The organism is Pyxidicoccus caerfyrddinensis (assembly GCF_010894405.1).
In the GTDB taxonomy this organism is placed as follows: Bacteria; Myxococcota; Myxococcia; order Myxococcales; family Myxococcaceae; genus Myxococcus; species Myxococcus caerfyrddinensis.
Map to the genome: position 1 here is coordinate 358,334 of NZ_JAAIYA010000003.1, position 25,603 is coordinate 383,936.

Annotated in this window: 22 protein-coding genes; 12 read left to right on the forward strand and 10 right to left on the reverse strand. The window is 70.4% G+C overall.

The genetic code is table 11. The features are described 5' to 3' along the window. The first annotated feature begins 154 nt into the window (after positions 1-154). Positions 155-769: a hypothetical protein gene (locus tag G4D86_RS08600; protein ID WP_163991451.1), complete on the forward strand. Its 615-nt coding sequence runs from the start codon at positions 155-157 to the stop codon at positions 767-769. A gap of 15 nt (positions 770-784) precedes the next feature. On the opposite strand, the gene G4D86_RS08605 is transcribed toward G4D86_RS08600, so the two are convergent. The 4 genes from G4D86_RS08605 to G4D86_RS08620 form a co-directional block, all read right to left on the reverse strand. Continuing rightward, positions 785-2,737, reverse strand: a complete 1,953-nt coding sequence (locus G4D86_RS08605; protein ID WP_205519501.1) for a beta propeller repeat protein — start codon at positions 2,735-2,737, stop codon at positions 785-787. A gap of 57 nt (positions 2,738-2,794) precedes the next feature. Further along, a complete protein-coding gene (locus G4D86_RS08610) occupies positions 2,795-4,114 on the reverse strand; it encodes a hypothetical protein (protein WP_163991455.1) in 1,320 nt (439 codons plus the stop codon). Between the two features lies 1 nt (position 4,115). Further along, positions 4,116-6,854: a TonB-dependent receptor domain-containing protein gene (locus G4D86_RS08615; RefSeq protein ID WP_163991457.1), complete on the reverse strand. Its 2,739-nt coding sequence runs from the start codon at positions 6,852-6,854 to the stop codon at positions 4,116-4,118. 134 nt (positions 6,855-6,988) lie between these two features. Then, positions 6,989-8,680, reverse strand: a complete 1,692-nt coding sequence (locus G4D86_RS08620; RefSeq protein WP_163991459.1) for an LVIVD repeat-containing protein — start codon at positions 8,678-8,680, stop codon at positions 6,989-6,991. A gap of 372 nt (positions 8,681-9,052) precedes the next feature. On the opposite strand from G4D86_RS08620, the gene G4D86_RS08625 reads away from it, so the two are divergent. From G4D86_RS08625 to G4D86_RS08645, 5 genes are all read left to right on the forward strand, one after another. Continuing rightward, entirely contained in the window at positions 9,053-10,168 is a 1,116-nt protein-coding gene (locus tag G4D86_RS08625) for a GRAS family protein (RefSeq protein ID WP_163991461.1), read from the forward strand. Beyond that, entirely contained in the window at positions 10,165-10,662 is a 498-nt protein-coding gene (locus tag G4D86_RS08630; protein WP_163991462.1) for a CinA family protein, read from the forward strand. The genes G4D86_RS08625 and G4D86_RS08630 overlap by 4 nt, the downstream gene beginning before the upstream one ends. 116 nt (positions 10,663-10,778) lie before the next feature. After that, positions 10,779-11,177, forward strand: coding sequence for an STAS/SEC14 domain-containing protein (locus G4D86_RS08635; protein WP_163991464.1), 399 nt, complete (start codon positions 10,779-10,781; stop codon positions 11,175-11,177). Positions 11,178-11,744: 567 nt separating this feature from the next. Continuing rightward, entirely contained in the window at positions 11,745-12,608 is an 864-nt protein-coding gene (locus tag G4D86_RS08640; protein ID WP_163991466.1) for an AHH domain-containing protein, read from the forward strand. Then, positions 12,605-13,192, forward strand: coding sequence for an imm11 family protein (locus tag G4D86_RS08645; protein WP_163991469.1), 588 nt, complete (start codon positions 12,605-12,607; stop codon positions 13,190-13,192). Before G4D86_RS08640 ends, G4D86_RS08645 begins: the two co-directional genes overlap by 4 nt. Before the next feature lie 36 nt (positions 13,193-13,228). Here the strand turns inward: G4D86_RS08645 and G4D86_RS08650 are convergent, their stop codons facing one another. The 4 genes from G4D86_RS08650 to G4D86_RS08665 all read right to left on the reverse strand — a co-directional run bounded on the left by G4D86_RS08650 (position 13,229) and on the right by G4D86_RS08665 (position 16,736). Next, positions 13,229-14,551, reverse strand: coding sequence for a TIGR02270 family protein (locus G4D86_RS08650; RefSeq protein ID WP_163991472.1), 1,323 nt, complete (start codon positions 14,549-14,551; stop codon positions 13,229-13,231). A 6-nt stretch (positions 14,552-14,557) separates the two neighbouring features. After that, positions 14,558-15,085 (reverse strand): DUF6484 domain-containing protein, encoded by a 528-nt coding sequence (locus tag G4D86_RS08655; protein ID WP_163991473.1) that lies wholly within the window; start codon positions 15,083-15,085, stop codon positions 14,558-14,560. Positions 15,086-15,107: 22 nt separating this feature from the next. Continuing rightward, complete coding sequence (locus tag G4D86_RS08660) at positions 15,108-15,572, reverse strand: DUF4150 domain-containing protein (protein WP_163991476.1); 465 nt, start codon at positions 15,570-15,572, stop codon at positions 15,108-15,110. 129 nt (positions 15,573-15,701) lie between these two features. Further along, complete coding sequence (locus tag G4D86_RS08665) at positions 15,702-16,736, reverse strand: DUF2169 family type VI secretion system accessory protein (protein ID WP_163991478.1); 1,035 nt, start codon at positions 16,734-16,736, stop codon at positions 15,702-15,704. 132 nt (positions 16,737-16,868) lie between these two features. Here G4D86_RS08665 and G4D86_RS08670 point away from each other — a divergent pair, with 132 nt between their 5' ends. Genes G4D86_RS08670 through G4D86_RS08685 form a run of 4 tightly spaced genes read left to right on the forward strand, consistent with a single transcriptional unit; the run spans position 16,869 to position 20,223 of the window. Continuing rightward, positions 16,869-17,975 (forward strand): hypothetical protein, encoded by a 1,107-nt coding sequence (locus G4D86_RS08670; RefSeq protein ID WP_163991480.1) that lies wholly within the window; start codon positions 16,869-16,871, stop codon positions 17,973-17,975. A gap of 3 nt (positions 17,976-17,978) precedes the next feature. Beyond that, on the forward strand, positions 17,979-18,839 hold the full coding sequence (locus tag G4D86_RS08675) for an AHH domain-containing protein (protein ID WP_163991482.1): 861 nt from the start codon (positions 17,979-17,981) through the stop codon (positions 18,837-18,839). Next, a complete protein-coding gene (locus G4D86_RS08680) occupies positions 18,836-19,426 on the forward strand; it encodes an imm11 family protein (RefSeq protein WP_163991484.1) in 591 nt (196 codons plus the stop codon). Before G4D86_RS08675 ends, G4D86_RS08680 begins: the two co-directional genes overlap by 4 nt. A 26-nt stretch (positions 19,427-19,452) precedes the next feature. After that, the gene (locus G4D86_RS08685; RefSeq protein WP_163991486.1) at positions 19,453-20,223 is read left to right on the forward strand and encodes an Imm49 family immunity protein; all 771 of its coding nucleotides are present in this window, start codon (positions 19,453-19,455) and stop codon (positions 20,221-20,223) included. Positions 20,224-20,240: 17 nt separating this feature from the next. On the opposite strand, the gene G4D86_RS08690 is transcribed toward G4D86_RS08685, so the two are convergent. Together G4D86_RS08690 and G4D86_RS08695 are read right to left on the reverse strand one after the other, a co-directional pair. Next, on the reverse strand, positions 20,241-20,861 hold the full coding sequence (locus G4D86_RS08690) for a hypothetical protein (protein WP_163991488.1): 621 nt from the start codon (positions 20,859-20,861) through the stop codon (positions 20,241-20,243). After that, positions 20,861-21,808: a fatty acid desaturase family protein gene (locus G4D86_RS08695; protein WP_163991490.1), complete on the reverse strand. Its 948-nt coding sequence runs from the start codon at positions 21,806-21,808 to the stop codon at positions 20,861-20,863. The genes G4D86_RS08690 and G4D86_RS08695 overlap by 1 nt, the downstream gene beginning before the upstream one ends. A 154-nt stretch (positions 21,809-21,962) precedes the next feature. On the opposite strand from G4D86_RS08695, the gene G4D86_RS08700 reads away from it, so the two are divergent. Further along, entirely contained in the window at positions 21,963-24,830 is a 2,868-nt protein-coding gene (locus tag G4D86_RS08700) for an FG-GAP-like repeat-containing protein (RefSeq protein ID WP_163991492.1), read from the forward strand. Then, a complete protein-coding gene (locus G4D86_RS08705) occupies positions 24,827-25,600 on the forward strand; it encodes a hypothetical protein (protein ID WP_163991493.1) in 774 nt (257 codons plus the stop codon). The genes G4D86_RS08700 and G4D86_RS08705 overlap by 4 nt, the downstream gene beginning before the upstream one ends. Positions 25,601-25,603 lie beyond the last annotated feature (3 nt).

A 25,603-nucleotide genomic window follows, 5' to 3' on the forward strand; every position in this document is an offset into this window, starting at 1 on the left:
TGCGACACCCATGCCGGGGGGCTGTCCCCACCTGTGCAGCGCGGTGCACGACTCACGCGTGGCGCTCGTGGGTTGCACTCGGAGCGCGGAGGGCACGCGGCTTGCTCTTCCCTCTCGCGGTGGCGGGCCGGGTCCGCCGTGGAGGAGCTGTCGCATGAAGAGGCGTGCCGTCGCGTTCACCTTGCTCTGGCTGTCGTTGCTGGCTCCGGGCATCGTCCGGGCGGAGGGCCGCGCGTTCGATTTCTCCGGGGCCTCGCGGTCCGCGCGCCTGCTGGACAGGCAGTCGCCGTGGGCCCGCGGCCAGGCGGGAGGAGACCGCATCCGTGCGCTTTCCCATTCCGGCGTCACCGTCACCACGTCGGACGAGGTCATCCCCACGCATCTGTGGGTGGTGCCCCTGGTGCTCACCGGAGTCGGGTTCCTCGGCGGCGTCACCTGGTGTGCCCTCGAAAGCGCGTACGGAGGTGATGGCTCCGACTGCTCAGGGGCCCTGCTGGGCGGAACGGTCGTGGGTGCGCTACTCGGCCTGGGCTACCTCTACGCGGCGGCGTGCGCCGAATCGGAGGAGGGCTGTTCCGAGGAGTGCTCCGAGGAGGACGAGGACTGCATCGCGGAAGAGGCCGTGAAGGCTTCCCGGTCGCGCACGGCCCTCCGCGACGCGCGCCGCAAGCTGACGCAGGGCGCGCCGCAGGGCCTGCCGCTGGGGCTCGCGCCCACGGTGGGGTTCGTCAACGACAGGGCCGTCTTCGGACTGGGCGGCCACTTCTGACGGAGGGGCCTGCCGCTACTCCCGGCAGAATCGGAGGACCGCATCGCCGCTCGCGGCATACCCCCGAGCCGCCGTGCCCGCGAAGGTGTCCGGCGCGGACTGGAACGGCAGCTCCCGCCAGCCATCCCCCACGCGGTGGAAGAACGCGGTGCCGCAGGTCAGATAGGTCGCGTCCGGGCTGGCGCTCCACACCTTCCAGCACCGCTCGCGTCCCGGTGGCGCTGCCACGTCCTTCCAGGCCGCGCCGTCCCAGTGGTGGAGGCGAGCCCCCGCCGCCCAGACGTCAGCGGGGCCGGAGCCGGAGCCGGAGAGGCTCGTGATGCGCAGGTCCTCCGCCGCGTCGAGTCCGGGCGCCGGAGCCCACGCCGCGCCATCCCAGTGGATGAGCGTGGCACCGCCCGCCCAGACATCGTCGGTGCCGCTCGACCAGAGCACCTGGAGGTCGCCGGTGGTTCCGGTGGAGACCTCGCTCCAGCCGGTGCCCCGCCAGCGGGCCGCGCGTCCGCCCAGGCCGACCGCCCACACGTCGTCCCGCGAAACCGAGCGGAGGTCGGTGAAGAAGCCGGCGTCGTACCCGGTCCACGCGCTTCCATCCCAGTGCTGGGGGCGGCCGGAGAGCACCCAGACGTCATCGGGTGCCGTCCCCGTGAGGCGGCCGGAGTCGAAGCCGCCCACTGCCACCTGCCGCCAGGCCGTGCCGTCCCAGCGCAGGCCGCCGAGGCTCGGGCCACGGCTCCACGTCAAGGCCCAGAGCTCACCCGTGTCGAGGGGCAGCAGCTCGGCGACCGTGCCCGGGATTCGCGGAGGCGCGGACCAGGAGGCGCCATCCCAGTGGAGCGTGCGTCCGGCGTCACCCAGCAGGAAGGCACCGCCGCCGTCGAGCAGGGCGAGGCTCCTCGGCATTCCCGCCGCATGGAGCGAGGTGGTGAGGAACATCTCGCTCCAGGCCACGCGAGCCTCCTTCCCGTCCCAGCGCAGCAGCATCCTGCCTTCGTCGACTCCGGTGCCCACGCCGCCACGGCTGGCGAACACCCAGAGGTCCCCGCCGCGCTGCGCCAGGAAGTCGATGGAGAAGCTGTCGTTGGCGATGGCGAAGCGCTCCTCGAAGGCGCTGCCGTTCCACTGGTACAGCGCGTTGGCCACGGCGACGTAGGGCCTGCCGCGCTCCGAGCCGCCGAGCCTGCCGCCGACGAAAGGCGCTTCCACCTCGCGCAGGGCCGCGCCGTCCCAGTGGTGGCCCGTCTTCTCGCCGAGAATCCAGACGTCGTCGGGCCCCGAGGACCAGACGTCGTAGCGGCCCTCGCCGCGCACCATCCACGACCAGGTGCCCTCGTGATGGCGGGCGACGCCCCCGGCGGTGGCAATCCACACGTTCCCGGGCGCGCTGACCTCGACCTGGGAGATGTCTCCCGAGCCCAAGCCCGAGTCCGGGCCCGTCACCGCACTCCAGCGGCCAGCCGTGCGGCGCAGAATCACGCCTCCGCCGCCCACTGCCCAGACCTCGCCGCCTGCCTCGTCCACGTCGGTCAGTGCCACACGGGTGCCGGACTCCTCCCGGGACCAGCGCGTGCCGTCCCAGTGGAGGAGGGTCCCCACCGCGCCCACTGCCCAGACCTCGGTGCCGGACGAGGCAGACGCGGACAGACTGTTCCCCTGCTGACCTTCCAGCTCCCAGCACCAGCTGTCGTGGCAGAGCAGCCCCTGGGCCGACAGGTCGGCGCAGCGCGGCGCGGCGGCCTCGACGTTGCCATCCCCGGAGCCACTGTTGTCGCTACCGCCGGAGCCCTCGTCACCGCTGTCGTCTGCGTCCCCCGGGTCGGGGCCATCGTCCCCGACGCCCGGAACGTCATCCGTCTCGGGGCGGTCGTCCTCCACTCCCACGGGCGTTGTCGAGTCGACATCCAGCGTGCTGCTGCCGCCGCACCCCGCCACCGCCACCGCCGCCACCCACGCCATCGTCCGATTCACGGGCAGAAGGTGTGCAAGCCCCTCGCGGTTGACCAGTGGGATGCCAATGCCGCGGGCCTACTCGAACAGGGAGACCTCTCCCAGCTTCCACAGCCGGCCCTTCCACGTCGCATCCTCCGGCGTGACGTACAGCCGCACGTAGCGCACCGGCAGCTCCCCGGTGAGGGGCACATCGACGAAGACGGGAGGCGTCCACAGCTCCATCGGCCCGTCGAAGGGGCTGTCGGTGGCGGTGTCCCGCAGGGCGGAGTCCAGGAGCGACCGGCTCGGGTCGTCCGCGTGGTTCACGTGGACGAAGCTCCCCAGCTGCGTCCACGCCTCGCCGTCCCCGCTGCCCTCCAGCACCACCCGCATGCGGGCCTGGTAGTCGAGCGTCGTCTCCAGGTTGCGCACCACCAGCCTGCGCAGCCGCGCGGGAGCATCCAGGGTGAAGGTCAGCGACTCCACGCCTCCATCGAAGATGCTCCCGTCGCTCGGAAGGAGCGTCACCACGCTCTCGAGCTTCCCGTCCGTGTAGGGACACGGGCGGTCCACGGGGCCCGGGCTGCACGGCCTGTCCCGGCTCACGGGCCGCAGGGCGCCTGCGGGCAGGGCCACGCGCGGGCTTCGCCACTCCATGCGGAACGTCAGCGAGCTGGGCTCGGCGAGCAGCGGCTCGAAGTACCACTGGCCCGCGGTGGCCGCGCGGACCTGGGCCTCCACTCCGTCGAAGTCCTCCAGCACGTAGGGGCTGGGAGCCCAGGGAGAGGTGGCCGCCACCTGCTGCCACACCAGCCCGTCACCCCTCACGAGCTGCACCACCGGCTCGGGGGGGCTGGGAGGGGCGCTGATGGGGTCGTCGGAGCCGCCCACGGAGACTTGCGGCAGCGTCGCGGACGGTGGCAGCTCCGGAGCGGGCGGCGCGGCGGCGAACGTCAGCGAGGGCCCGGCGCCCACCGCGAAGCCCGAGGCCCAAGGCTGGAGCGGTGGCAGCTCCACGTCGTCGTCGGCGGTAAAGGCGACGAAGACGCCGCTGCCGTCCGCTTCGAGTGGCGGGTACACGCGGAAGCGGTGCCACAGGATGCCGTAATAGCCACTCTCCTCCATGAAGGACTCCGCGAAGAGGTCCTGCGCCAGGGCCTCCAGCGTGAAGCTTCCCGAGGCCTCGGTGGCGCCCTCCGAGAACGGCTCGTACTTCCACACGCGGCCCTCCAGGTAGCTGGGGCCCCCGGGCAGGTAGTCGAAGCTGTCCAGCGCGCGCTCCATGCGCAGCGGGGTGCCGCCGGCCGGTGAGCCGTCCAGGTGCTTCACCTGGCCGTACATGAAGATGGGGTCCTCCGGCATCCGCTCACAGCCGGTGACGAGGAGCGCGAGCAGGGGCAGAGACGAAGCGCGCATGTCAGTAGGTCCCCTTCAGGCCGAGCATGGGAAGGATGACGGGCAGGCGCAGCGGCTCGCGCACCGGGCCCTCGATGTCCAGGCGGTACTCGTAGCCGAACGTCTCCCACTGAGCGGAGATGTTGAGCACGTCCAGGTACGCGTCGAGCGTGAAGTCCTCCATGGCCCACGACTTCGCGGCGCGGAAGTCCACGCGGAAGAAGCTGCCCAGCCGCTCGACGCGGTCCTCGTCCACGCGCACCCACCTCGGGCGCCCGCCGGGGTCCGTCACCAGGCGGTGCGTCTGCGTGGACACCTGCCCGGACTCGGGCCGGCCGGTGTTGAAGTGCACCACCGTGCCGAACGTCCACGTGTCGAACTTGTAGCTGAGTGCGGCGTTGAAGACGTGCGCCTGCTCGAAGGCGAAGGGCAGGGTGCCCTCCACCGTCTCGAGGACGCGGTTGTCATCGCCGTACCGCTCGATGCGCACGCGGCGCCGGCTCTGGAGGAAGCTGTACGAGGCCCAGCCGAACCAGTTGCCGCCGAGCGGGTGGCGCGCCATCAGCTCGAAGCCGTACGCGTAGCCGGTGGTGGCGGGGTCCTCGGACAGGTTGCCGCGGCGCCGGTTCTCCGCCACGTCCAGCACGTCGAACTCCACCGCGCGCGACAGCGGGTTGTAGAAGGCGTCGCCGCTCACCTCCAGCCCCTCCGTGGCCTTCCACTCCGCGCCCACGTCGAACTGCGCGCCGGACTGGAGGCCGTAGCGCAGGCCGGCGGTGTCCAGCGCGGGCACGTGCAGCAGCACGGTGGGCGGCTGGTGGAAGAGGCCCGCGCCGCCCTTGAGGGTCAGCGCGTCCGTGAGCTGGTGGCGCACCGTGAGGCGCGGCTCCACGGTGGTGTGGGTGATGCCGGGCACCAGGTGGTACGCGTCCACGCGCACGCCGGGCTGCACGAGCCAGCGCTCCGCCGGCCGCCATGTGGCCGTAGCGTACGTACCGGAGAAGGTGGCCAGCGACGAAGGACTCTTCAGCGGGTCTCCCGTCACGCCGGGCTGCTGGCCGGGGGCCACGGCCGTGCCGGTGATGACGGTGGCGGCGCGCCGGTGCTCCACGTCTCCTCCCACGGCCACCTCCAGCGTCTCGGAGAGGTGCCGCTTCCAGCCCGCGCGCACGGAGTACGTCGTCTGGGCCAGGCCGTACTCGCCCGCGTCCCTCACCCCCAGTCCGCCGCCCGCGTCGAGCACCGTCTCCTGGCCGGCGAAGGCCACCTCGTCCCAGCCCACCGTGAAGCCCACCTCCGCCTCGCCTCCCGCCCACGGGTGCGTGCCGCGCAGGTCCACCCGGTGGAAGCGGGACACGATGCTCCCGCCCGTGTTGCCCTCCCAGTCCAGGGACGGACTCGAGCCCACGTCGTCCGAGCTTCCCAGCGCGAAGAGCCGTACCCGCCCCTCGCCCACCTGCTGCTCCACGCGCGCCTGGTAGTCGTAGAACTGGGCGTGCAGCTTCTCCGACTGCGCATTGGAGACCAACCGCTGGCCCAGGCCAATCAGGAGTCCCGTGTAGCTGACGCGGCCGGCGACGCTGACGGAGGTGCCTGTCTTCTCGAAGGGGTACTCGATGAAGCCGCCGCTGTTGATGAGGTCCGCGTACGCGGTGAAGTGCAGCCGGTCCTCGCGAGGCCGTGAGAGGCGCCCCTCCACCGCGCCCCCCAGCAGGCGGCCGAACTGCACCGGCGGCGTGCCCGGATAGAAGTCCACGGTATCGATGAAGTCCGGGTGGATGACCGCGGGCCCCAGCAGCAGGTGGTACAGCATGGGGATGCGCACGCCATCGAGGAAGAAGCCGGTGGCCGCCGGCTGGCTGCCGCGCACCACCGGGTAGCTCACCCCGGAGGCGATGCTGCCCACGCCCGGCATCAGCATCACGACGCGGAACGGGTCTCCCAGTGTGCCGGGCACCTCGCGAAGCTCCTGCTCGTGCAGGCTGATGCGGGTGACTTCCGTGCGCGGCCGCTCGTCGCGCACCACCGTCTCATACGGATTCACGCGGCCGGGCTGCAGCCGGTAGACGACCTGCACGGACTGGCCCCGTGTCACCGTCTCGTCGAAGGTCGCCGACTGGTGGCCGGGCGCGCGTACCTCCACGCGATGGGGGCCGGGAGGCACTTCGAGGTCGAAGCGCCCCCGCGCGTCCACGGTGCCCGCCGGCTCGGTGCTGCCGTCGAGGAAGAGGGTGGCGTCCGCGAGGGGCCGGCGCGTGCCCCGGGCGCGCACCTCGCCCGTCAGATGCGCGGTGGCGGCGGGCACCTGGACGGGTGGTGCGAAGCGGTAGACGAAGGGCAGGCGCACCGCCACCGGCATGCCGCCCAGCGTGGCCGGGGTGAAGCGCAGGCCGGGCGCGGCCTTCAGCGCGGCCTCGGTGAGGCGCGGCTCGGCGGGAGCCTGCATCACCTTCACCTCGGCCACCGCGCCCTGCACGTCCACGAGCAACTCCAGCGTCACCTCGCCGGGCGTGCCCTCCAGTCCTTCAGGCCACGCGGCGGGTGACTCCGTCACCAGCGTGGGAGGCACCAATTCCCCGGGGGTGAGGCCCAGGCGCTCGGCGTCCTCGGCGGACACGGCGGTGCCCGCGTCGGTGGCCTGGACGTCCACCTCCACCGCGCGCTGCTCGCTGGCGGGCGAGGGCACGCCCTGGGCACCCGCGACGCCGGGCACCCCCGCCAGGAGGAGCAGGAGGAAAATGCAGAAGCGTTGCGGTTGCATCACACGCACCAACACCAGGGCTCGCGAAGCGGACACTCCGGCCAGTGCGGTTCGCGGGCGCCGCCTATATCAGCCAGGGGAAGTCTCCTCAAAACCCCCCACCCGGCTGGCGCGGTCAGCGACCCGCATTTTTTCTACGGGGTGTCGTCCGCGGGCTCCGGCGCCACCGGCTCCTGCGAGGTGCGCGGGGGCAGCGGAGGTGGGGCGAGGTAGTTGGTGTTGCTCACGAAGAGCCCCCTCCGGGGGAGCTCGTGGGCACGGGGGCCCTTGTAGCGCAGCACGTAGAGTCCGCTGTTCTCGTCGGTGATGTAGATGAGGCCGTTGTAGAGGATGGGGTGCGGCCACATCCACACGTCGGGGCTGTCGCGAAAGCGCTCCACCACGCGCGAGGCCGGCTTCGGCACGTAGACGCCCACCTCCATCGGCAGCACCGGGTTGGCGATGTCCCACACCCGCAGCCCCGCCGAGTACCAGGAGACGAAGAAGAGGTTGGGGAAGACGAGCTGCTGGTGCGGGGAGAACTCGCGCTGGAGCGACGGGTCTCCCGGGCCGCCGGGCACGCAGTTGGGCTCCAGGTTCTCCGGCAGCATGTACCGCGAGACGACCTGCGGCCGCCGCTCGTTGGAGATGTCCAGGATGTGCCCCCAGCTCCACGGGCACGTCTCCGTGCCGTTGCGCTCGCCGGAGATGACCAGGTACGGCCGACCCGGCACCGGGTATACCGAGTGCTCCGTCCACGCATACGGCGGAGTGAAGTCCACCCGCGCGTCCGGGTCCGGGTTCAGCTTGCGCAGGCACAGGTTGGGGTCGGTGTTGCTCGTCTCGTCCACGGTGACGGTGTCGCGGATGCACGGCTCACGGTTGGCCAGCCGCGAGCTGTCCAGCACGTAGTAGCCGCCGTGGATGTTGGCCACGTACACGCGCGTGCCATCCTGCGAGACGGACATGGAGTGGACGTTGTTGCGCTGCACGGCGGGCTTCTCCGTGTCGAAGACGAAGTGGTCATCGCGCCACTCGAAGGGCTGCACCGGCTGCACGCGGGGGACGGCGGGCGTGAGGGTGAAGGTGGCCACCGGCTCCGGGCTGATGGGGCCGTCCGGGGGGGCCATCAGCTCGAAGACGCGCAGCGACGGCTCGCGCACGTCGCCCAGGTGGATGGAGGAGTAGAGGAGGAAGCGCGCCGGCTCGCGCGGGTCTCTCCACAGGAAGAACTCGTGCGGCCGGTCGATGCCGAGCGAAATCGTCTGCCGCAGCACCGGGCGGCGGCAGTCGGTGATGTCATAGACCTGGTAGTTGTTCACCGCGCCGCTGTCCTCGCCCGTCTCCCGGAAGTTCATGACGATGAGCGCGTGCGCGTCCGGGATGGTGCGCAGCTCGCGCGAGGTGGCGTTGAGAATCGTCGGGAGCGCGCCCACGGGCCTCGGCCGGCGCGGGTTGGAGATGTCGACGATGAGCACCTCGGGCGGCAGCGGCGGGGTGCCGAACAGCGGGCCGGTGCCGGGTCTTCGACCGATGCGGCTGCCCACGTAGAGACAGTCGCCGGAGATGCCGGTGGGCCCGTTGCGGCCCCGGGCGATGGTGTCTCCCGGGTTGGGCAGCGGGTGGTAGCCGACGAGCTCGAAGTTGTCGTTCTGCGGCAATTCGTGCAGCGGCTGGCGCAGGGCGCCGATGATGGGGCGCGGCACCTTCTTGAAGGGCGTGTCCACGACGGGCGGGAAGCGCGGGTGCTTCCAGCTGGAGTCCTGCGCCCGGGCCGCGCTCCCCCAGGGCCCGGCCAGCGCCAGCAGCCCCGCGAGCATCCGCCACGTCCTCATTGCTCCAGCCATTCATCCTCCGTGCATCCGGCTTCTCGAAGGGGGCGCAAGGTAGGGATGGCTCCCCGACGCGACGATGGGCCGTGGGTGGGGCTCCGCGAGCGGCGGCGGACAGCTTTCCTGACTCGCGGGGTGGGCGGAGTGCGCGGACCTTCAGCGCGCGTCCGCGGTGGGACATGTGTGCGCCTTCCGAGGCATGGGACAGAGGGTCCATCCAAGGGTGGACGGGCGCACACGCTTCGGCCTCGCCGGGCATGAAGCATGTGGGCCAGCCCACGGAGGGAGGGGCAGGCGGCGCGCGCACCTGGAGGCACGAGCGCGTGCGTCATTACTCTTTTTCAAACTCAATGAACGCACGCGCTGCTGGGAACGGGAGGTACGCCCATGCGCACGCCGAAGGATGAGCTGCTGCTCCAGGGGTTGGAGCATGCACTGGCGGGCCGGTCCACGCAGGCGGCGCAGGCGCTCCTCTCCCTGTACGCGCTGCTGGACGTGCAGGGCGTGTCGGAGGACCTGCACTACCTCCTCTTCGCCACGGCGCTCTCTCGGCGGCTCGAGGGCGCGAGCGCGGTGCCGCGCAATCCGTACCTGCACCCGGAGCCGGAAGCGGAGCCGCGGCAGATTGATTTGTTCCGCCTGCTGATGGCGCACATGCCGCTGGCGTCGGCGGCGGACGCGGTGGCCAACGCGGTGCTCGTGGGACTTTTGCGCGGGCACGACGAGGCCACGCTGTTGGACGTGGGCATCGGCCAGGGGCGGCAGGAATGCGGGCTGCTGCACGCGTTGGCACGGGCGGGAGCGCTGCCGCGCCGGCTGACGCTGGTGGGCGTGGACCCGAGCGGCGCCAGTCTGCGCCAGGCGGAGGCCACGGTGGCGGAGGTGGCGCGTGAGGTGGGCGCGGCCGTGCGCTTCGTGGGACTGGAGACGCCGGTGGAGGCGCTGGAGGACGCGACGTGGGCGGCGCTGCGCGGGGTGCCCCGGCCGCTGGTGGTGAACGCGGCCTTCGCGCTGCACCACGTGGCGGAGGCGCCTGACAGCGGCGGCACGGCGCGCGACGCGGTGCTGCGGCGCCTGCGCGCGCTGGAGCCGACGGGGCTGGTGCTGTGCGAGCCCAACGTGGACCACCACCGCGCGCCGGTGCGCGAGCGCTTCCGCAACGCGTGGAACCACTTCACGCGCGTGTTCGAATTGCTGGACACGCTGGACGTGCCGAGGGCGGAGCGCGCGGCGATAAAGCGCTTCTTCGGCCGCGAGGTGGATGACGTCGTGGGCACGGTGGACGAGTCCGCCCGCTGCGAGCGCCACGAGACGGCGCAGTCGTGGATGGACCGGCTGCGCCGCGCGGGCTTCGTGGCGCTGGAGTCGCTGGAGCGGGTGCGGCCCGCGGACATCCACCCGGCGGTGGCGCTGCGACGGGAGCGGGGCTTCGTGGGAATCTCCTACCGGGAAGACACGCTGGTGGCGGTGCTGGGCGCACGGCCGGCGGAGGGACACCGATGACGAGCGAGACACCGGACGTGCTGGCCGCCAGGGTGCTGCGGCGCTGCCGTGAGACGGGCGTGCGGTTGGTGCTGGTGGAGGCGTGCACGGGCGGCCTCGTGTGCGCGCGGCTGACGGACGTGCCGGGCGCGTCGGCGGTGGTGGAGCGCGGGTTCATTCCGTACTCGAACGAGTCCAAGGTGGAGCAGCTCGGCGTGCCGCTGGAGCTGCTCCAGGCGCATGGCTCGGTGAGCGCGGAGGCGGTGGAGGCGCTGGCCCGCGCCGCGCTGGAGCGCTCGCGCGCGGACTGGGCGGTGGCGGAGACGGGCATCGCGGGGCCCACGGGCGGCACGCCGCAGAAGCCGGTGGGGCTGGCCTTCGTCGCGGTGCTGCGCCGGGGCCAGAAGGCCACGGTGGAGCGTCACGTCTTCACGGGAGACCGGAGCGCGGTGCGCCGTGCCATCGCGGAGCGCGCGCTGGAGCTGCTGCTCGACAGGCTGGGGTCCCCATCATGAATTCAACGCTGGGCCCGTCCTGCTGGACGCCTATCGGCACCCGCGTCGCTTCTCTACTCTCCTAATCACGCCAGAGCGGCTCACCCCGTAATTCCCTGCGCGAGAAGGAGAGCCCGGTGTTCCAGATAGAGGTCGACCGGCAGCACGGCATCGTGGACTTCATCCTCGACGGCTACATCCGCGTGGAGGAGATGCAGCGCTTCGTGGCGGAGCTGCGAGGCGCCACCGACTCGTTGTCGGGGAAGGACATCAAAATCAAGGCGGACGTGCGCACGTTCAAGCCCGCGTCACCGGAGGCCGCGGACATGATTCGCCGCGTGCAGGAGTACGGCCTGCGCTCGGGCGTGGTGCGCGTGGCGGAGCTGGTGGAGAGCCAGATTGTGGCGCTGCAGCTCAACCGGATTGCGCGCGAGAGCCACACGGACCGGATTCTGCGGCGCTTCTGGCAGGAGTCCTCCGCGCGCCAGTGGCTCATCCACGGCGACGAGGACATGGGGATGCATCCGGGGGTGTGAAGGGCGGGCATGAGCCTCCGGCACGCTGGCTGGAGCGTGCCGCGGCGTGGACGTTGCGCCGAAGGTCCGTTCGTGGGGAATGACGTCACCCCAGCATGCGCGGCCATCCGGGAGGCTCTCACGCGTCCCCAGCTTCCGCACGACTTGCATGCCCGGATGAGGATGCGGGCCTCATGGAGCCCATCGTCGGCCATCCGATCCGGGCCTTCACGCAGAGGTTCGGCGTCATCGGACGGTGGCTCTGCCCTGTCTGAGAGGGCGTGTCCGCGACCTCAGCCACCATGGCGAGCTGCCGTCGGCCTCTGAAGCGGACTTCTGGCGCATGACAGGGCTTCTGGCCGGCCATGTGCGTGTCCGGCTGTCGGAGCGCCCGGGGGGAAGGGGCGCGATTGCTCCTACCCGCGCTTTCCCTGGGGCACACGGGAGCCGCGAGTGACGCTGTCTCCGTGTGCGTAGCGGCGAGGGCTCCTCGTTCGAGGCTACGCTCGGGCAGAGCGGGTCCTGGTCGCAGCGAGCTCGGAACGTGGGCATGTGGGCACCCTGAGCCTCCGAAGGAGCAGGTGAGTCATGTCAGCGACGGACGAGCAGCACGAGTCAGATGTCCAGGAGCACATCCATGTGGGTATCAACAACAGCATGGAGGGCGGACGCTGCCTCAACCGACATGAAGCGGAGTGGAAACCGCATTCCTGCTCTCACCGGTGGCAGGCCTTCAAGCACGCCGTGGAGGATTCCCATCTCTACAACTGGCCGGCCTACAAGAAGCTCGTCACGCGCGGCAAGGACATCCGCACGGACGCGCTGAAGGACCATACGAGCAAGAAGGGTGAGTTCTTCCCCATCTTCCCCAAGGGCTACAGGTTCCTGCTCAAGGCTCCGGCGGAGAAGGAATGGGATGTGGCGGAGGACCTGGGGAATCGGAACTTCAAATGGAGCTCCCGGACACCCTATCTCCACAACGCCCACCACCTGGTCACCAACAGCAAGCTGCGAGAGGCCATCGTCAAGAGTGAGAAGAAGTTCTCTGGGTTCGACCTCATCGTGCGCAAGGGGCTGGCGAGAGCCGGATACAACCTGAACCACAAGGAGAACATGGTCATCCTGCCCATGGACAAGAAGGTGGCGGGCGCCCTGAATCTGCCGCGTCACCTCATCACGCCTCTGCACCGGGACCACCATGTCTACAGCAAGCACGTTGCCCAGGAGCTGAGCGTCATCATGCAGGAGTACGAGGAGCAGCTCAGCGACTACCTCAAGAATCGTGACAAGGAGCACGTCAAGCTGGAACACGAGCTGTGCAAGGAGCGCATCGTCTTCCTCTCCAAGCAGCTCTACGGCCAGGTGACGTCCCGGATGACCAGGCAGGAGCGCGAGTCGGCGGGGTTCAACTACGAGGGCACGCTCGATTCCATGATGCAGGACTCGCCATGAGATTCTTCAAGCTGGAGACGCTGGGGCTCGCGGATGCCCCCGACTTGATCATGCTGGAGGCCGAGCCCGAGGCGCTCGGCCTGGAGGCGCACTGCGCGGCCGTCGGAAAGCCCATCGCGAGCGCCTGGCCCGCTGACGCCAGGATGCAGCTGAGCGAAGAGAACCCCGGCGTCAGGCTCACCTCGCTGCTGGGCAACACCTTCAATTACCTCATCGTGGACGCGGCGGTGAGGGACGTCATCGCCCAGCATTGCGCCTCCGTCCCCATCGAGTACCTGCCCTTCACCCTCATCGACCACCGGGGACGCGTTCACAGCAAGGACTACTTCGTCGTCAATCCGCTCGGGCACCGGGACTGTGTGGATGCAGCGGCAAGTGACATCCAGTACCTCCGAGGCAAGGTGGTCGGCATTCGCAAGCTGGTGCTGGACCCGGAGAAGCTGCGCGATGCTCCCGCGCTCTTCCGTCTCGAGCAGAAGCGGCAGACCTACGTGGTGAGCCAGGCGCTGGCGGATGCGCTCCGCCAGCACGGCTTCACCAACATCCCGCTGCGGGAAATCCCCGTCTCCACGACAAAGGCCTGAGCGGGCCGCCGGAGGTCGCTGGTGTGACGCCGGGCCTCAGCCCCGGAGCCCTTCCGCGAACGGCCGGCTGAACGACGAGGCCTGCACCGAGCGGGCCGCCTTCAGCGCGTCGAGCTGCGGCATCGCGAACGCACGTGTCGGCACCTGAATCGCGCCCCGGCTGCGCAGCGCCAGCTCCAGCGCCAGCGCATGGCGACGTCGCATGGGCGCGCTGGCGAGCGCGTCGAGCAGGGCCAGAGGGGTGAACGGCTGCCCCGCGAGGTAGCGCTGCTTCGCGTCCAGCCGCTGGCGCTCCTGCTGCCACCACGCCGCCACGCTCTCGGGCCGCGGCTTCGGCAGTGCGTCCTCGGGCTTCGGCGTGAGGTCCGCGGCGAGGTCCTCCTCCAGGGGAGGAAGCGCCTCGTCCTCTTCCTCACGCGGGACTGCGTACTCCTCCGCGATGCGCAGCCCGGTGATGGCGCTGAAGGCCTCGCCCGCGAGCGCGGCGACGGGCTTGTGCCGCATCAGCTCCACGCAGGCATCCGCAGCGGCCACGCGTCCGGAGAAGCCGAGTGCCCACAGCACGTCCGGCCGGAGCGCCTCGGTGGAGAGCAGCTCCAGCAGCTGCTTCACGTCCCGCTCATCTCCGCTCATCCCCAGCAGCAGCAGGGGCAGCCGGTCTCCGGGCGCAGGCGCTCTGGCCACGGCCTGACAGGCACTCCAGGCACCGCGATGGCCCCCCATCAGCCCCGTGACGATGGCGGCATCGCGCAGCGTGGGCTCGGCCGAGTCCAGCGCGAGCTGCAGCATGGCGGGCTCCAGCGGCAGCCGGGCGCGGCTGGCGGCGCGCAGGGCGGCGGCGGCCACCAGGGGCTCCGGGTGCGCGAGGAATGGCAGGCACAGCGGCGCCGTGGCCAGCCCGTGCACGCCCAGCGTGTCGAGCACCAGGGCCAGCCGCCCGGGGGCGGCGTCCTCATGCTTCAGGAGCGCGGGCAGGCTCGCGGGAAGGGCGGCCGCGGGCACCAGCTCGAACGCACGCCGGAGCGCGGCGAGCGCGGGAGGCTCGGCTGCGGGCAGCGCGGCCAGCACGGCGGCAGGCCCGGAAGGCGCCTCCGCCTGGAGCAGTGCGAGCGCCGCGGCGACGATGCGCTCGGGCTCGTCCGCCAGCGCGGGCACCAGCAGGCGCTCCGCCACGGGCTCACCGCCCAGCACCAGGCCGTCCACGTGCGCGGCGACGTGCTCCTCCTGCTCCGCCACTTCCTCCAGCACGAAGTCAGGCGCATCGAGCGCCGTCTCCCACTGGCTCCAGCGGAAGGCGGCCTCTTCGAGGTGCGTCTCGTAGATGTCCCAGCGAAGCGGGCGTCCGGAAGGCTCGGCCATGGCGGGCTAGTTGATCTCCACCGAGCCACCCTTGATGCGGTGGGTGCCGGTGGCGCGCGATTCCAGGTACGTGCCCTTCACGATGACCTTGCCGTTGCGGCGCAGGGTGATGCTGGCCTCGCCGCACTTGAGGACGATTTCGTCCTGGCCCTCGATGACGATGCGCTTGCCGTCCACACGGGCCTCGGTGGGAGGCCGGGCCGCCTCGGCGTCGGGTGGAGCCTCCAGCAGCGCGTCCAGCAGCGGCGTGGCGCTGGGCTCCTGGATGAGGCCCATGACGAAGGGCTGGCCCGGGTCTCCATTCTCGAAGAGGAGGACCACCTTCTGCCGGCGGGCCACTGCTTCCTGGAGGGCCTTCGCATCCAGGATGGTGGCCAGCCGCGCGGGCACGGGGCCGGCGGTGTTCCCCGGGAAGTCGACGCGGGGGAGGCCATTGGCATCCAGCCCGACGAGCTGCCCGGCCCGGCTGCCGAGGATGGGCTCGGGCATGGCCGGACCGGTGGGGAGGGGCTTGCTGTCGGGATGCGCGCTCATGGTGTGGATTCCGGCGGGGCGCCTAGACCTCGTGGTCGCAGACGAGGCACTTGGGCTTGCCCTCGTTGCCACCCATGGCCACGACGGGCCCCTGCATGACGGGGAACGGCGGCGTGTTCTTGTCGTTGTGGAGCATCAGGTCCATGGCGCGCGCCACGTTCTTCCCCTCGAACTTCACGTCGAAGGAGAAGTTGACGAACTCGGCCTTGCCCTTCGTCTTGCTGGAGGCCACGCCGCCGCCGGCGGTGCCCGCCTCGTCGCCGGAGCTCGTCTTGAAGTTGGAGTCCTTCACGCACACCGGGTTGCCGCCGACGGACACCTTCTTGGTGCCCTTATCCGTGTCCGAGGACTGGGCGATGTTGGGGTACGGAATGGGCACCGGCCCGGCGGGGCTGGGCGTCTTGCACACGTCCGGGAAGGCCGAGGTGATACCGCCACTGTCCTTCGTCACCACGGACATCTTGTTCACACCGGTATTGACGGGCATGGCGTCCACCTCCAGGAAGGCACAGTCTACTCCCTCGGAGCGACGCGGCGCGAGCACCCGCCGGAGCAGGAGTCAGAGGTGCGATGATGCAGGCGCAAGTCCCCGGAAGCCTGGGAACCCCCTGTTCTTTCAGGCCTTCTTCGGCGGGGAGACCCCTTCCGCGGTGAGCTTCAGCCCGCGCACGTCATGGACGCCCTCGCCGAGCACCACGTGCCCGCGCCACAGCAGCGTCACCTGCTCCGCGTCCGTGTCGAGGATGACGGTGTCCAGGCGCAGCTCCGGCTTCGCGTCCTCACCGCTGGCCAGTTCCACGGTGATGACCGGTGCCGCCTGCCCGGGGAGCGGGAAGGCGAGCCGGCCCTTCGGTGAAGCCCCCGCGATGACGACGGCCTCGTCCCCCTTCAGGTAGCCGGGAGCGACGAGCCCTGGCGCGGCGGCGTTGAAGAAGCGCCGGTCGAAGTCCTTGGGGAGCAGCGGCTTGCGCGTCTTGTTCCAGGCTTCGTCATAGGTGCCCGCGAACTTCGCGCGCGGCTGCCAGTGCGGGGAGGTGAAGCCGAAGCCCGCGGGGGTGACTCTCTGCCCGAACTCGCGCAGCGGCTCCACCGGGTCCTCCAGGTTGGGCAGCTTCAGCCCCTCCTCGAAGTGGCGCGGGCTGGCGCGAAAACCGGTGCCCACGGGGTTGCGCGGCTCGAAGGCGGGCTTCGCCGCGTCCGTCCTGTCCCACCCTCCGAAGGCGCGCTCCCACGTGAGGGGCAGCTTGTCGAAGGGCAGCGGCTTCGTCGCGGCGATGTGGCCCATGCTCCGGAACCACGTCCGCTCGCCCACCACGCGCACGGCCTTCTTCAGCGGGCCTACCTGCAGGGCCACCAGCGACTCGGTGGCGCCCTTCTGCGGCGGGTACGCGTGGCCAAGGAGCACCACGTCCGTGGCGAGCTTGATGAACGCGGTTCCCGGCTCGTACCTGTCGCTGGACTCGCCGGGCTTGCCCCAGGACTCGCCGCTCCACTTCACCGGCGCCTGCTTCTCCGCCAGCTTCAGCCCGGAGTCACCCATGGCGTAGGTGGCCTTCACCACGAGCAGCATGAGGGGCCGACCTTCCTCGTCGACGAGGCCCATCATGTCGAAGGCGAAGGGGGTCTCGTTCTCGATGGACGGGTGTGCCATGGCGTGGGAGCGAGTGTATCAGCCGGAACCGGGGCGATTCTCGCGAGCGCGCTCCTTTGTCCGGGACAGCTTGCTTGTGTGGGGCCGCGTTGGGACAATCCACGCCCTGCGCGGAAGAAGAGGACGAGCCCATTGGAAGTCGTCGTCACCAGTCTGGGAATGGTCTCCTCCGTGGGACGGGATGTCGTGACGGCCTGCGCGGCCATGCGCGCGGGAATCGTCCGGGCCCAGCCCCTCACCTATTTCCAGGCGCTGGATGAGACGTCACAGGAGATGGAGCCCATCACCGGTCATCCCGTGCGCGCCCTGACCGAGGGGTTCACCATCATCGGACGCTGGCTCGGGCTGGCGCGTGGCTGCGTGTCCGACCTGCTCCGCCAGGGGGCGCTTCCGGACGCCTCGGATGTGGCCTTCTGGCGTTCGACGGGCGTGCTGGCCGTCACCCCGTACCACGACGATGACCGGTTCGGCGGTGAAGCCAGCGATGACGCCCCTCCCTCCACGGAGCCGGTCCGGCTTGCCTACCTGCAGCCGCTGCTCGAGGCGCTGGGGCTGCCCATCGACGAGCGGAACGCGGAGGTCCTCTGCCTGGGCGCCGCGGGGGCCGTCCACGCCATCCACCAGGCCAGCCGCTGGATGGCGGACCGGGGGCTCGAACGGCTCCTCGTCATCGCGGTGGACTCCTACTGTGATCCGCTGACGCTGGAGTGGCTCCTTCAATACCGGCGCCTCAAGACGCCGGAGCACCCCCAGGGCCTGATGCCGGGAGAGGCGGGGGCGTGCTTCCTGCTGGAGTCCGCCGCGAGCGCCCGTCGGAGGCAGCCCCCGATGCAGCTCGCCATCGTCAGCGCGGCGGTCCGGATGGAGAAGGACCACTTCTTCACCCGGAAGCCCAACCTGGGCGTCGCGTTGGCGGACGCCCTGGAGGAGGTCCTGGCCGGCGCGGCGCTCAAGGCGCCCTTCGCGGGCAGCCTCGTCTCGGACCTGAATGGCGAGAACTGGCGCGCGAATGAGTGGGGCTACGCCCGGCTCAGGCTGGGGCAGAAGCTGGCCGAGGGACTCCACCTGGTCCTGCCCGCCACCTCGGTGGGGGACACGGGCGCGGCCAGTGGCGCCGTCGGCCTGTGCGTGGCCGCGAGGGCGCTCGTGCGAGGGTATGCGCGGGCCGAGCATGTCGTGACGGTCTCCAGTTCGGAGCGTGGGCAGGTCGGCGCCGTGTGTCTCAAGCTGAAGGGGTGAACCATGACGGATGCATCCGCCGCGCAGCATGAAGAGGACGTCGCCAACTGGATTCACGTCAGCGTCAAGAACAGCACCGAAGGCGGGCGCTGTCTCAACCGCCACGTGGCCGCATGGGACCCCATCACGTGCTCCCACCGCTGGCAGGCCTTCAAGCACGCGCTGGAGGACTCCCACCTCTACAACTGGCCCGCGTACAAGAAGCTCGCGCGCGGCAAGGACATCCGCACCGATGCGATGCGGAACTACACCAGCAAGAGCGGGACGCTCTATCCCATCTTCCCCGAGGGCTACCGGTTCCTGCTCAAGGCGCCCAAGCAGGGGGACTGGGACGTCTCCGAGTCGCTGACCAACAAGAACTTCAAGTGGGACTACCGGACGCCGTACATCCACAACGGCCACCACGTCGTCACCAACAGCCAGCTGCGCGTGGCCATGAACAATCTGGAGAAGAAGTTCCCGAACGCCACGCTCATCGTTCGCCGGGGACTGGCCAGGGCCGGCTACAACCTGAACCACAAGATCAACATGGTCATCCTGCCCATGGACAAGAAGGTGGCCGGGGCCCTGAACCTGCCGCGCCACCTCATCACCTTCCTGTACCGGGACCACCGCGCGTACAGCGACTACGTGGCGAAGCGCATCGACAAGGTCATGCGCACCTACGAGGGCGAGCTGCGCAAGTATGTCCGCAAGGACAAGGAGCACACGAAGCTCGCCCACGAGCTGGCCAAGGAGAAGATCGAGCAACTGTCCGAGGAGCTCTACGCGCAAATCACCGCGCGCCAGAGCAAAGCGGAGCGTGAGGCGGGCACTCCGGGGTATACGGGCACGCTCGACACCCTCATCAACGGGATGCCATGAGATTCTTCGAACTGGAGACCCTGGGCGACCTCAACGACTCCGAGTTGCTCGTTCTGGACCAGGAGCCGGAGGCGGTGGGGCTGGACGGGTATTGCCTGGCCGCGGGTGAGCCCATCAGCGGCTCCTATCCCGCGGACGTGAAGGTCCAGCCGAGCGAGGAGCGCACCGGCATCCAGCTCTCCGCGGTGCTGGGCAACACCTTCAACTACCTCGTCGTCTCCGGCGCGATGAAGGACGTCATCGCCGAGCACTGCCCGAAGGCCGCCATCGAGTACCTGCCCTTCACCCTCCTGGACCACCGCGGGCGCGTGCGCAGCCAGGACTACTTCTTCGTGAATCCGCTCGGCGGCGTGGACGGCGTGGACGTCAAGGCCAGCGACATCAAGTACCACCGCAGCGGAGCCATCGTCGGCATCCGCAAGCTGGTGCTGGACCCGGAGAAGCTGCGCGACGCTCCCGCGCTCTTCCGCCTCCAGCAGGACCTGCAGCTCTACGTGGTGAGCGAGCCCCTGGCCCGCGCGTTCAAAGAGAAGGGCTTCACCAACGTGGTGCTGCGGGAGCTGACGGTCTCCGCGGCGAAGGCCTGAGTCCGTCGCCTGGAAGGGGATTGTCCTTGGCCTCGAAGTTCCTGCCCGTCTTCATCGGCAATGCGCTCGGCGACAACGAGGAGCTGCTCCCGGCCTTCACCGCCGGGAAGGGAGGGCTGAAGGAGGCCCTGCGCTTCTGCCAGAACTTCCGCATCGCCGGCATCGGCTCGCTGTTGATGTCCGGCACCGCGGCGCGCTTCCACGAGTGCCTGCATGCGAGCGCCCGCGCCTTCGTGCAGTTCGCCAGCGCCGCGCCCGAGGCCCAGAAGCTGACCAGCCGGGCGGAGCCGTTCTTCGACGCGGTGGCCTGCGGGGACACCGAGGCCGCGCGGGAGCTGGCGCGCCTGTTACCCCGAGCCGCCGACAAGAACCGCGAGTACGAGGAGGACTTCCTCTTCGTCCGCTTCCTGATGGACCACTTCTTCCTGGGAAGGGACGCGAGCGAGGGACGGGACCTCCTCGAACGCTACGAGAAGGTCCTCGAGGGCTCTGAGGACCCGCGGCTCGCGGTATGCCATGCCCTGCTGGCGGTGGATGGGGCCGGCTTCGACGACGCCCTGACGCGCATGATGAATGCGCGGGAGGTGCGCTTCGGAAAGCTGCGCGACAAGGAGGCGCTGGAGCCGGAGGTGCTCGAAACGGAGGGGTACGTCTCCATCGAGGGGCTCGCCCTGGTGCGCCTCGCCGTCTCGAAGGGGCTCCAGCCGCTGGAGGACGTCCTCTTCATTCCCTCGGTGGCGCGGGAGCAGGTCCGCCTTCGCTATCGCGCGGACATCTGGAAGCAGTTGCTCGCGTAGCGCCCGGGCCGCCTGCCTCACGACCACGCCAGCAGCCCGGCCAGTCCCGCATACAGTGGCACGTTGAGCGCCAGCGTGAGCCGGTTGATGCGGCGGAAGCGCGCCTGCTCCTCGTCGGCGAACCAGATGCCCTCGTCGCCCGTGGTGCGTCCCTCCACCGCGTGGAAGAAGAGCGCCGCGTACGCCACCTCGACGAACAGGCTCAACAGCACCAGGCCCACGAAGGCCAGCGCCCACACGTTCGCGGCGCCTGACGTCCCCAGCCACCGTGCGCGTCCCCACGCCAGCCCGCCGAGCACCAGCGCGATGCACGCCACGTCGTGCGCCACGCCGTACGGGGGCCGCCAGCTCTTCGTCACATAGAGCAGGTACAGCTCCGCCGCGCCGCGCAGCCACATGAAGCCGGCGAACGCGCCGAGCACCGCGCGCGCCTCCATGGGGACCTTCGCGTCCAGCGCCACCAGCGGGCAGACGAGGAACCAGAGGAACACCGCGTAGAAGAGCCACGCCACCTTGGGCCCGGAGATGCGGCCGCCTCGCGCGCCCTTCGCGTTCTGCGCGCGGCGGAAGAACAGCGCGACCACGCCACAGAGGAGCGCGAGCACGGCGACGAGGACGCGGGTGTGCGGGGAGAGCATCAGAAGCGCCGGGGCGGAGGGTAGTGCGAGGGAAAGCGCGCGACGTACCACGCGCGCAGCCGGGGCAGGTGCTCCAGTGAGACTTGCGGATGCAGGTGGTGCACCACGTGGCAGCCCACGTTGCGCGGCGCCAGCCACAGCCGGCCCGGCCACCCGAGCCCGTGGTCCATCGTCACCGCGAGCACGTCCTCCAGCGTGCGCCCGCGCGCCGGCACCGCGGTGTGCTCGGCCAGCAGCCGGTGCGCGTTGAAGCCCGAGGCCACCAGCAGCGGCAGCGCGTAACCCCATGCCACGGCTTCCGGCCAGCGCCACGCCAGCGCCAGCACGCAAAGGTGGAAGAGCACCTGTCCCTGCTCGGAGCGCGCGCAGGCCCGTACTTCCTCCGGGTCCGCGAGCCCGGGAGACGCCGGTGCCTGGAGGAACAGCCGCGCATACGGGACGCGCAGCGCGGGCACGGCCCACGCGAGCAGCCCCACCGGTCCGCGCAGCACCCAGAAGGGCACCACGCCCACCAGCAGCAGCCACGCGCGCGCCAGGCGCCAGCCATGCAGCGGCCTGCGGCGATACGGGTCCGACGGCAGGCCCGCGTCATGGTGGTGGCGCAGGTGGTGGTAGCGCGTGGACTCCCAGGTGCTGGCCACCGGGTAGCCCGCGAGCAGCTCCACGAGCCTCAGCCCCACGCTCTTGCGCCGCACGCTCAGGTGGACCGCGTCGTGGAAGATGACGCCCAGCGCATGAATCCGCCCGGCGATGACGGGCACCGCGAGCAGCGCGGCCCACGGCCACCACGCCAGCGCGAGCCAGCATGCGCCCATCCAGGCCCACTCGATGGCGGCGAGGCGCAGCAGTCCCGGCACGGTGGCACGCACCAGCAGCGCGGGTGGCACCGCGGCGCGTCGGGGAAGGGGCTCGGGCGCCGTGCTCGCGGCTTGCAGTGAGGCACTCATGACATGGACGGAATGCACGAAGTGAGCACAGGCGGGGAGGGCGGATGCAAGCCCCGATGCTGATTGGACAGCCCGCGAGCGGCGGGGCACGCTCGCAAGACCTGCCCGGTCTGGTGCCGAGGCGTGAGTCGCACAGGGGCGGAGGCGGCGAACCATGAGCGCTGGACCGGGGGCGAACCTGGCTGCACAGGTGTACGCCCCGCTGCACACGACACCGCGCGTCGAGCGCTGGGGCTGGACGTGGCCCCGGTGGAATGACCCACGCCTGCCCTTCGCGGCGCTCCTCACGCTCTACGGCGTGCTGGGCTTCACCTTCTTCGGCTTCAACCGCAGCCCGTGGCAGATGGCCACGATTGTCGTTACTGGCAGCGCGCTGGACGTGGCGCTCGGGTGGTTGCTGGCGCGGCGGAAGGTGGTGCCGCTGAGCGCGTACATCTCCTGCTGCTCGCTGGCGCTGCTGCTCAACTACTCGCACTCGAGCTGGCTGCTCTTCCTGCCGGTGTGGCTGGCCATCGGCTCCAAGTACGTGCTCACCGTCGAGGGCCGGCACGTCTTCAATCCGTCCATGTTCGGCGTGGCGCTGTCGCTGTTGCTGACGCGCGAGCTCATCACCGCCGCGCCCGCATACCAGTGGGCCAACGGCAACGTGGCGCTGTCCGCCTTCATCCTCATGGCGGCGCTGGTGCTCTTCTTCTTCCGCGTGGGCCGGGGCTGGCTGGTGGTCAGCTTCCTCGGCTTCTACGCGCTGCAGACGGCGCTGCGCGCGTTCATCATGCGGCACCACCTGCCGCCGGAGGTCCTCTTCCTCGGCACGCTGGGCGCGCCGTCCTTCTTCATCTTCGTCTTCTACATGCTCACCGACCCGGCCACCTCGCCGGGCACGCGGCGCGGGCAGATTCTATTGGCCCTGGCGGTGACGCTGGTGGACCTGGTGCTGCACCTGAAGGAGAGCGTCTACACGTTCTTCTACGCGGCCCTCACCTGCGCGGCGGTGCGCTTCCTCTTCCTCCACGCGCGCGCGGCGTGGAAGCGCGGGGCGGGCGAATCGCTCAAGGCGTTGTTGTCCCCTGCGTACCTGAGGCGAGCGGGCGTGGTGGGCGGGCTCGGTGCGGTCATGGCCGTGGGCTTCACCGTGGCCGCCGCGCCCGGTGTCCGCACGAAGCCGCTGTCCTTCCACATGGACCGCGTGGACGTGGCGGCGGCGGGGCTGGGCTCCACGATGGGCCACACGCTGGAGGAGCTGGACCCGCGCCTGGCGCACGTGGCGAAGTGGCTGGTGGCGGTGGGCGACGCGGTGGCCACGGGGGACTACGACGGGGACGGGAAGCTGGACCTGTTCCTCTCTCACCCGCTGGCCACGCCCGAGCACCACGCCGGCCTCTACCGCAACCTCGGCGACTTCCGCTTCGAGCGCGTGCCCGTGCCCGCGCTGGAGCACTTCGCCACCCGCTACAAGGAAGAGGGACTGGCAGGCGGCGGCACCTTCGTGGACTGGGATGGAGATGGGGACGCGGACCTCGCGGTGGCGGTGGCCTTCGGACCGGTGCGGCTGCTGCGCAACACGCTGCGCGAGACAGGCATCGCCGGCTTCGAGGACGTGACGGAAGCGGCGGGCGTGACGGACCACGCGGTGAGCCTGGGGCTCACCTTCCTCGACTACGACCGCGACGGGCACCTGGACCTCTTCGTCCTCAACGCGCTGACGACGCACCTGCCGGACTACTCGCCGCCGGTGCCGCTCAACCTCTTCCGCCTGCCACAGCCGGAGACTCCGGACGACCGGCGCATGTTCCGCTTCATGCACGACGGCTGGCACAACGCCACCAATGGCGGCCTCAACGCGCTGTACCGGGGCCGGGGTAACGGCACCTTCGAGAAGGTGGACGTGAAGGCGCTGGGGTTGGGGGACACGCACTGGTCGCTCGCGGTGAGCACGGTGGACCTCAACCACGACGGCTGGACGGACCTGTACGTGGCCAACGACTTCGGGCCGGATGACGTCTACCTCAACGAGCAGGGCCGCCACTTCCGCCGCGTCGCCGGGCGCCTCTTCGGTGAGATTGGGAAGGACACGTACAAGGGCATGAACGCGTCCGTGGCGGACTTCGACCGCAACGGATGGCTGGACGTGTACGTCTCCAACGTGCACCACTCGCTGCAGGCGGAGGGCAGCCTGCTGTGGATGGTGGGTCCGGGCGAGGACGCCTTCACGCCGGCGTTCCACGACGAGGCCACCTTCCGCGGCGCGCTCAACGAGCGGCGCTTTGGCTGGGGCGCGGCGGCTGGAGATTTGGACAACGACGGCTGGCCGGACCTGGTGCAGGCCAATGGCATGGTGGACGACCGGCTGGACGGGGCTCAGTGGCGCATCCCCGATGGCCAGCGCAAGGACTACTGGTACGTCAATCACAAGCTGATGCAGTCCGGGCCGGAGATGCATACGTACGCGGACAAGTGGGGCGACATCCGCGGGCGGACGCTCTACCCGAACGAGGCGCGGCGCGTGTACCTCAACCTGGGCGACGAGAATCCCGGGCACTTCGTGGACCTGGCGCGCGAGCTGGGAATGGAGGACCCGGACAACTCGCGCGGCGTGCTGCTCGCGGACCTGGATGATGACGGGGACCTGGATGCGCTCGTCACCAACCAGCACGCGCCCCTGTCGCTGTACCGCAACACGCTGCGGGGCGCGGTGACTCCAGAGGCGCACTTCGTGGGGCTGACGCTGGTGGGCAACGGCACGGGCACGCACCGGAGCGCGGTGGGCACGCGCATCGTCGTCTCCTACGTGGAGGACGGGCGGCGCGTGGAGCAGGTGCGCGAGGTGGGGCTGATGGGCGGCTTCTCCGCTTCGGCCGACCCCCGGCTGCACTTCGGGCTGGGGCGCTACTCCGGGCCGGTGAAGGCGGAGGTGCACTGGTACGGCGGCGCGGTGCAGGAGGTGACACTGGAGCCGGACCGCTACCACGAGCTGCGGCAGCCCGCGGGTGCCGCCGCGCTGCGCGGGAGCGTCACGCCATGATGTCTCCGCTCAAGGGCTCCACGGTGCGGCGCGAGTCGCTCACGGAGGCGCAGCGCGCGCAGATGCTGGCGCTGATGCAGCTCTGCTACGCGGGCGTGTCGCCGGAGCGATTCGCGGAGGACCTGGACGGCAAGCAGTACGTCATCCTGCTGCATGCGCGGCGCGGCTCGGAGCTGGTGGGCTTCAGCACGCTGCGTGTCGCGGAGGAGCGCGCGGCGGGACGCGTGGTGGAGGTGGTGTACTCGGGCGACACCGTCATCCATCCGGACTGGTGGGGACACAAGGTGTTGCAGGTGTGCTTCGGGCGCTTCCTGCTGTCGCGCAAGCTGCGCAACCCGCTGCGTCCGCTGCACTGGCTGCTGCTGAGCGCCGGGTTCAAGACGTACCTGCTCGCGGTGAACTACTTCGGGAGGACGGTGCCCCGGCGCGACTGGACGCCGCCACCCGGACGCGAGGACTTCCTGCGCGAGCTGGCCACGCGCTGGTTCGGTACGCAGTACGACGCGGGGCGGGGCACGCTGCGCTTCCACGGCGCGCACTACCGGGTGCGGGATGGCATTGCCCCCATCGACCGTGCCGCGGCGGCGCACCCGCACATCGCCTTCTTCGCCGAGCGCAACCCCGGCCACGCGGACGGCGAGGAGCTGGTGTGCCTGGTGGAGATTCGCTGGTGGGACCTCACCCGGGCCCTGGGGCGAAGCGTGTGGGGACAGCTTCGGGGCTGGGCACGGCGCGGGCTGCGGCAGGTGGGCGTCCGCGTGGGGACGTGAGGA

Coding starts and splice junctions, on each gene's coding strand:
- G4D86_RS08600 (WP_163991451.1), top strand. CDS start 155: ATGAAGAGGCGTGCCGTCGCGTTCACCTTGCTCTGGCTGTCGTTGCTG.
- G4D86_RS08610 (WP_163991455.1), bottom strand. CDS start 4,114: ATGCGCGCTTCGTCTCTGCCCCTGCTCGCGCTCCTCGTCACCGGCTGT.
- G4D86_RS08615 (WP_163991457.1), bottom strand. CDS start 6,854: ATGCAACCGCAACGCTTCTGCATTTTCCTCCTGCTCCTCCTGGCGGGG.
- G4D86_RS08620 (WP_163991459.1), bottom strand. CDS start 8,680: ATGGCTGGAGCAATGAGGACGTGGCGGATGCTCGCGGGGCTGCTGGCG.
- G4D86_RS08625 (WP_163991461.1), top strand. CDS start 9,053: ATGCGCACGCCGAAGGATGAGCTGCTGCTCCAGGGGTTGGAGCATGCA.
- G4D86_RS08630 (WP_163991462.1), top strand. CDS start 10,165: ATGACGAGCGAGACACCGGACGTGCTGGCCGCCAGGGTGCTGCGGCGC.
- G4D86_RS08640 (WP_163991466.1), top strand. CDS start 11,745: ATGTCAGCGACGGACGAGCAGCACGAGTCAGATGTCCAGGAGCACATC.
- G4D86_RS08645 (WP_163991469.1), top strand. CDS start 12,605: ATGAGATTCTTCAAGCTGGAGACGCTGGGGCTCGCGGATGCCCCCGAC.
- G4D86_RS08650 (WP_163991472.1), bottom strand. CDS start 14,551: ATGGCCGAGCCTTCCGGACGCCCGCTTCGCTGGGACATCTACGAGACG.
- G4D86_RS08655 (WP_163991473.1), bottom strand. CDS start 15,085: ATGAGCGCGCATCCCGACAGCAAGCCCCTCCCCACCGGTCCGGCCATG.
- G4D86_RS08660 (WP_163991476.1), bottom strand. CDS start 15,572: ATGCCCGTCAATACCGGTGTGAACAAGATGTCCGTGGTGACGAAGGAC.
- G4D86_RS08665 (WP_163991478.1), bottom strand. CDS start 16,736: ATGGCACACCCGTCCATCGAGAACGAGACCCCCTTCGCCTTCGACATG.
- G4D86_RS08675 (WP_163991482.1), top strand. CDS start 17,979: ATGACGGATGCATCCGCCGCGCAGCATGAAGAGGACGTCGCCAACTGG.
- G4D86_RS08680 (WP_163991484.1), top strand. CDS start 18,836: ATGAGATTCTTCGAACTGGAGACCCTGGGCGACCTCAACGACTCCGAG.
- G4D86_RS08690 (WP_163991488.1), bottom strand. CDS start 20,861: ATGCTCTCCCCGCACACCCGCGTCCTCGTCGCCGTGCTCGCGCTCCTC.
- G4D86_RS08695 (WP_163991490.1), bottom strand. CDS start 21,808: ATGAGTGCCTCACTGCAAGCCGCGAGCACGGCGCCCGAGCCCCTTCCC.
- G4D86_RS08700 (WP_163991492.1), top strand. CDS start 21,963: ATGAGCGCTGGACCGGGGGCGAACCTGGCTGCACAGGTGTACGCCCCG.
- G4D86_RS08705 (WP_163991493.1), top strand. CDS start 24,827: ATGATGTCTCCGCTCAAGGGCTCCACGGTGCGGCGCGAGTCGCTCACG.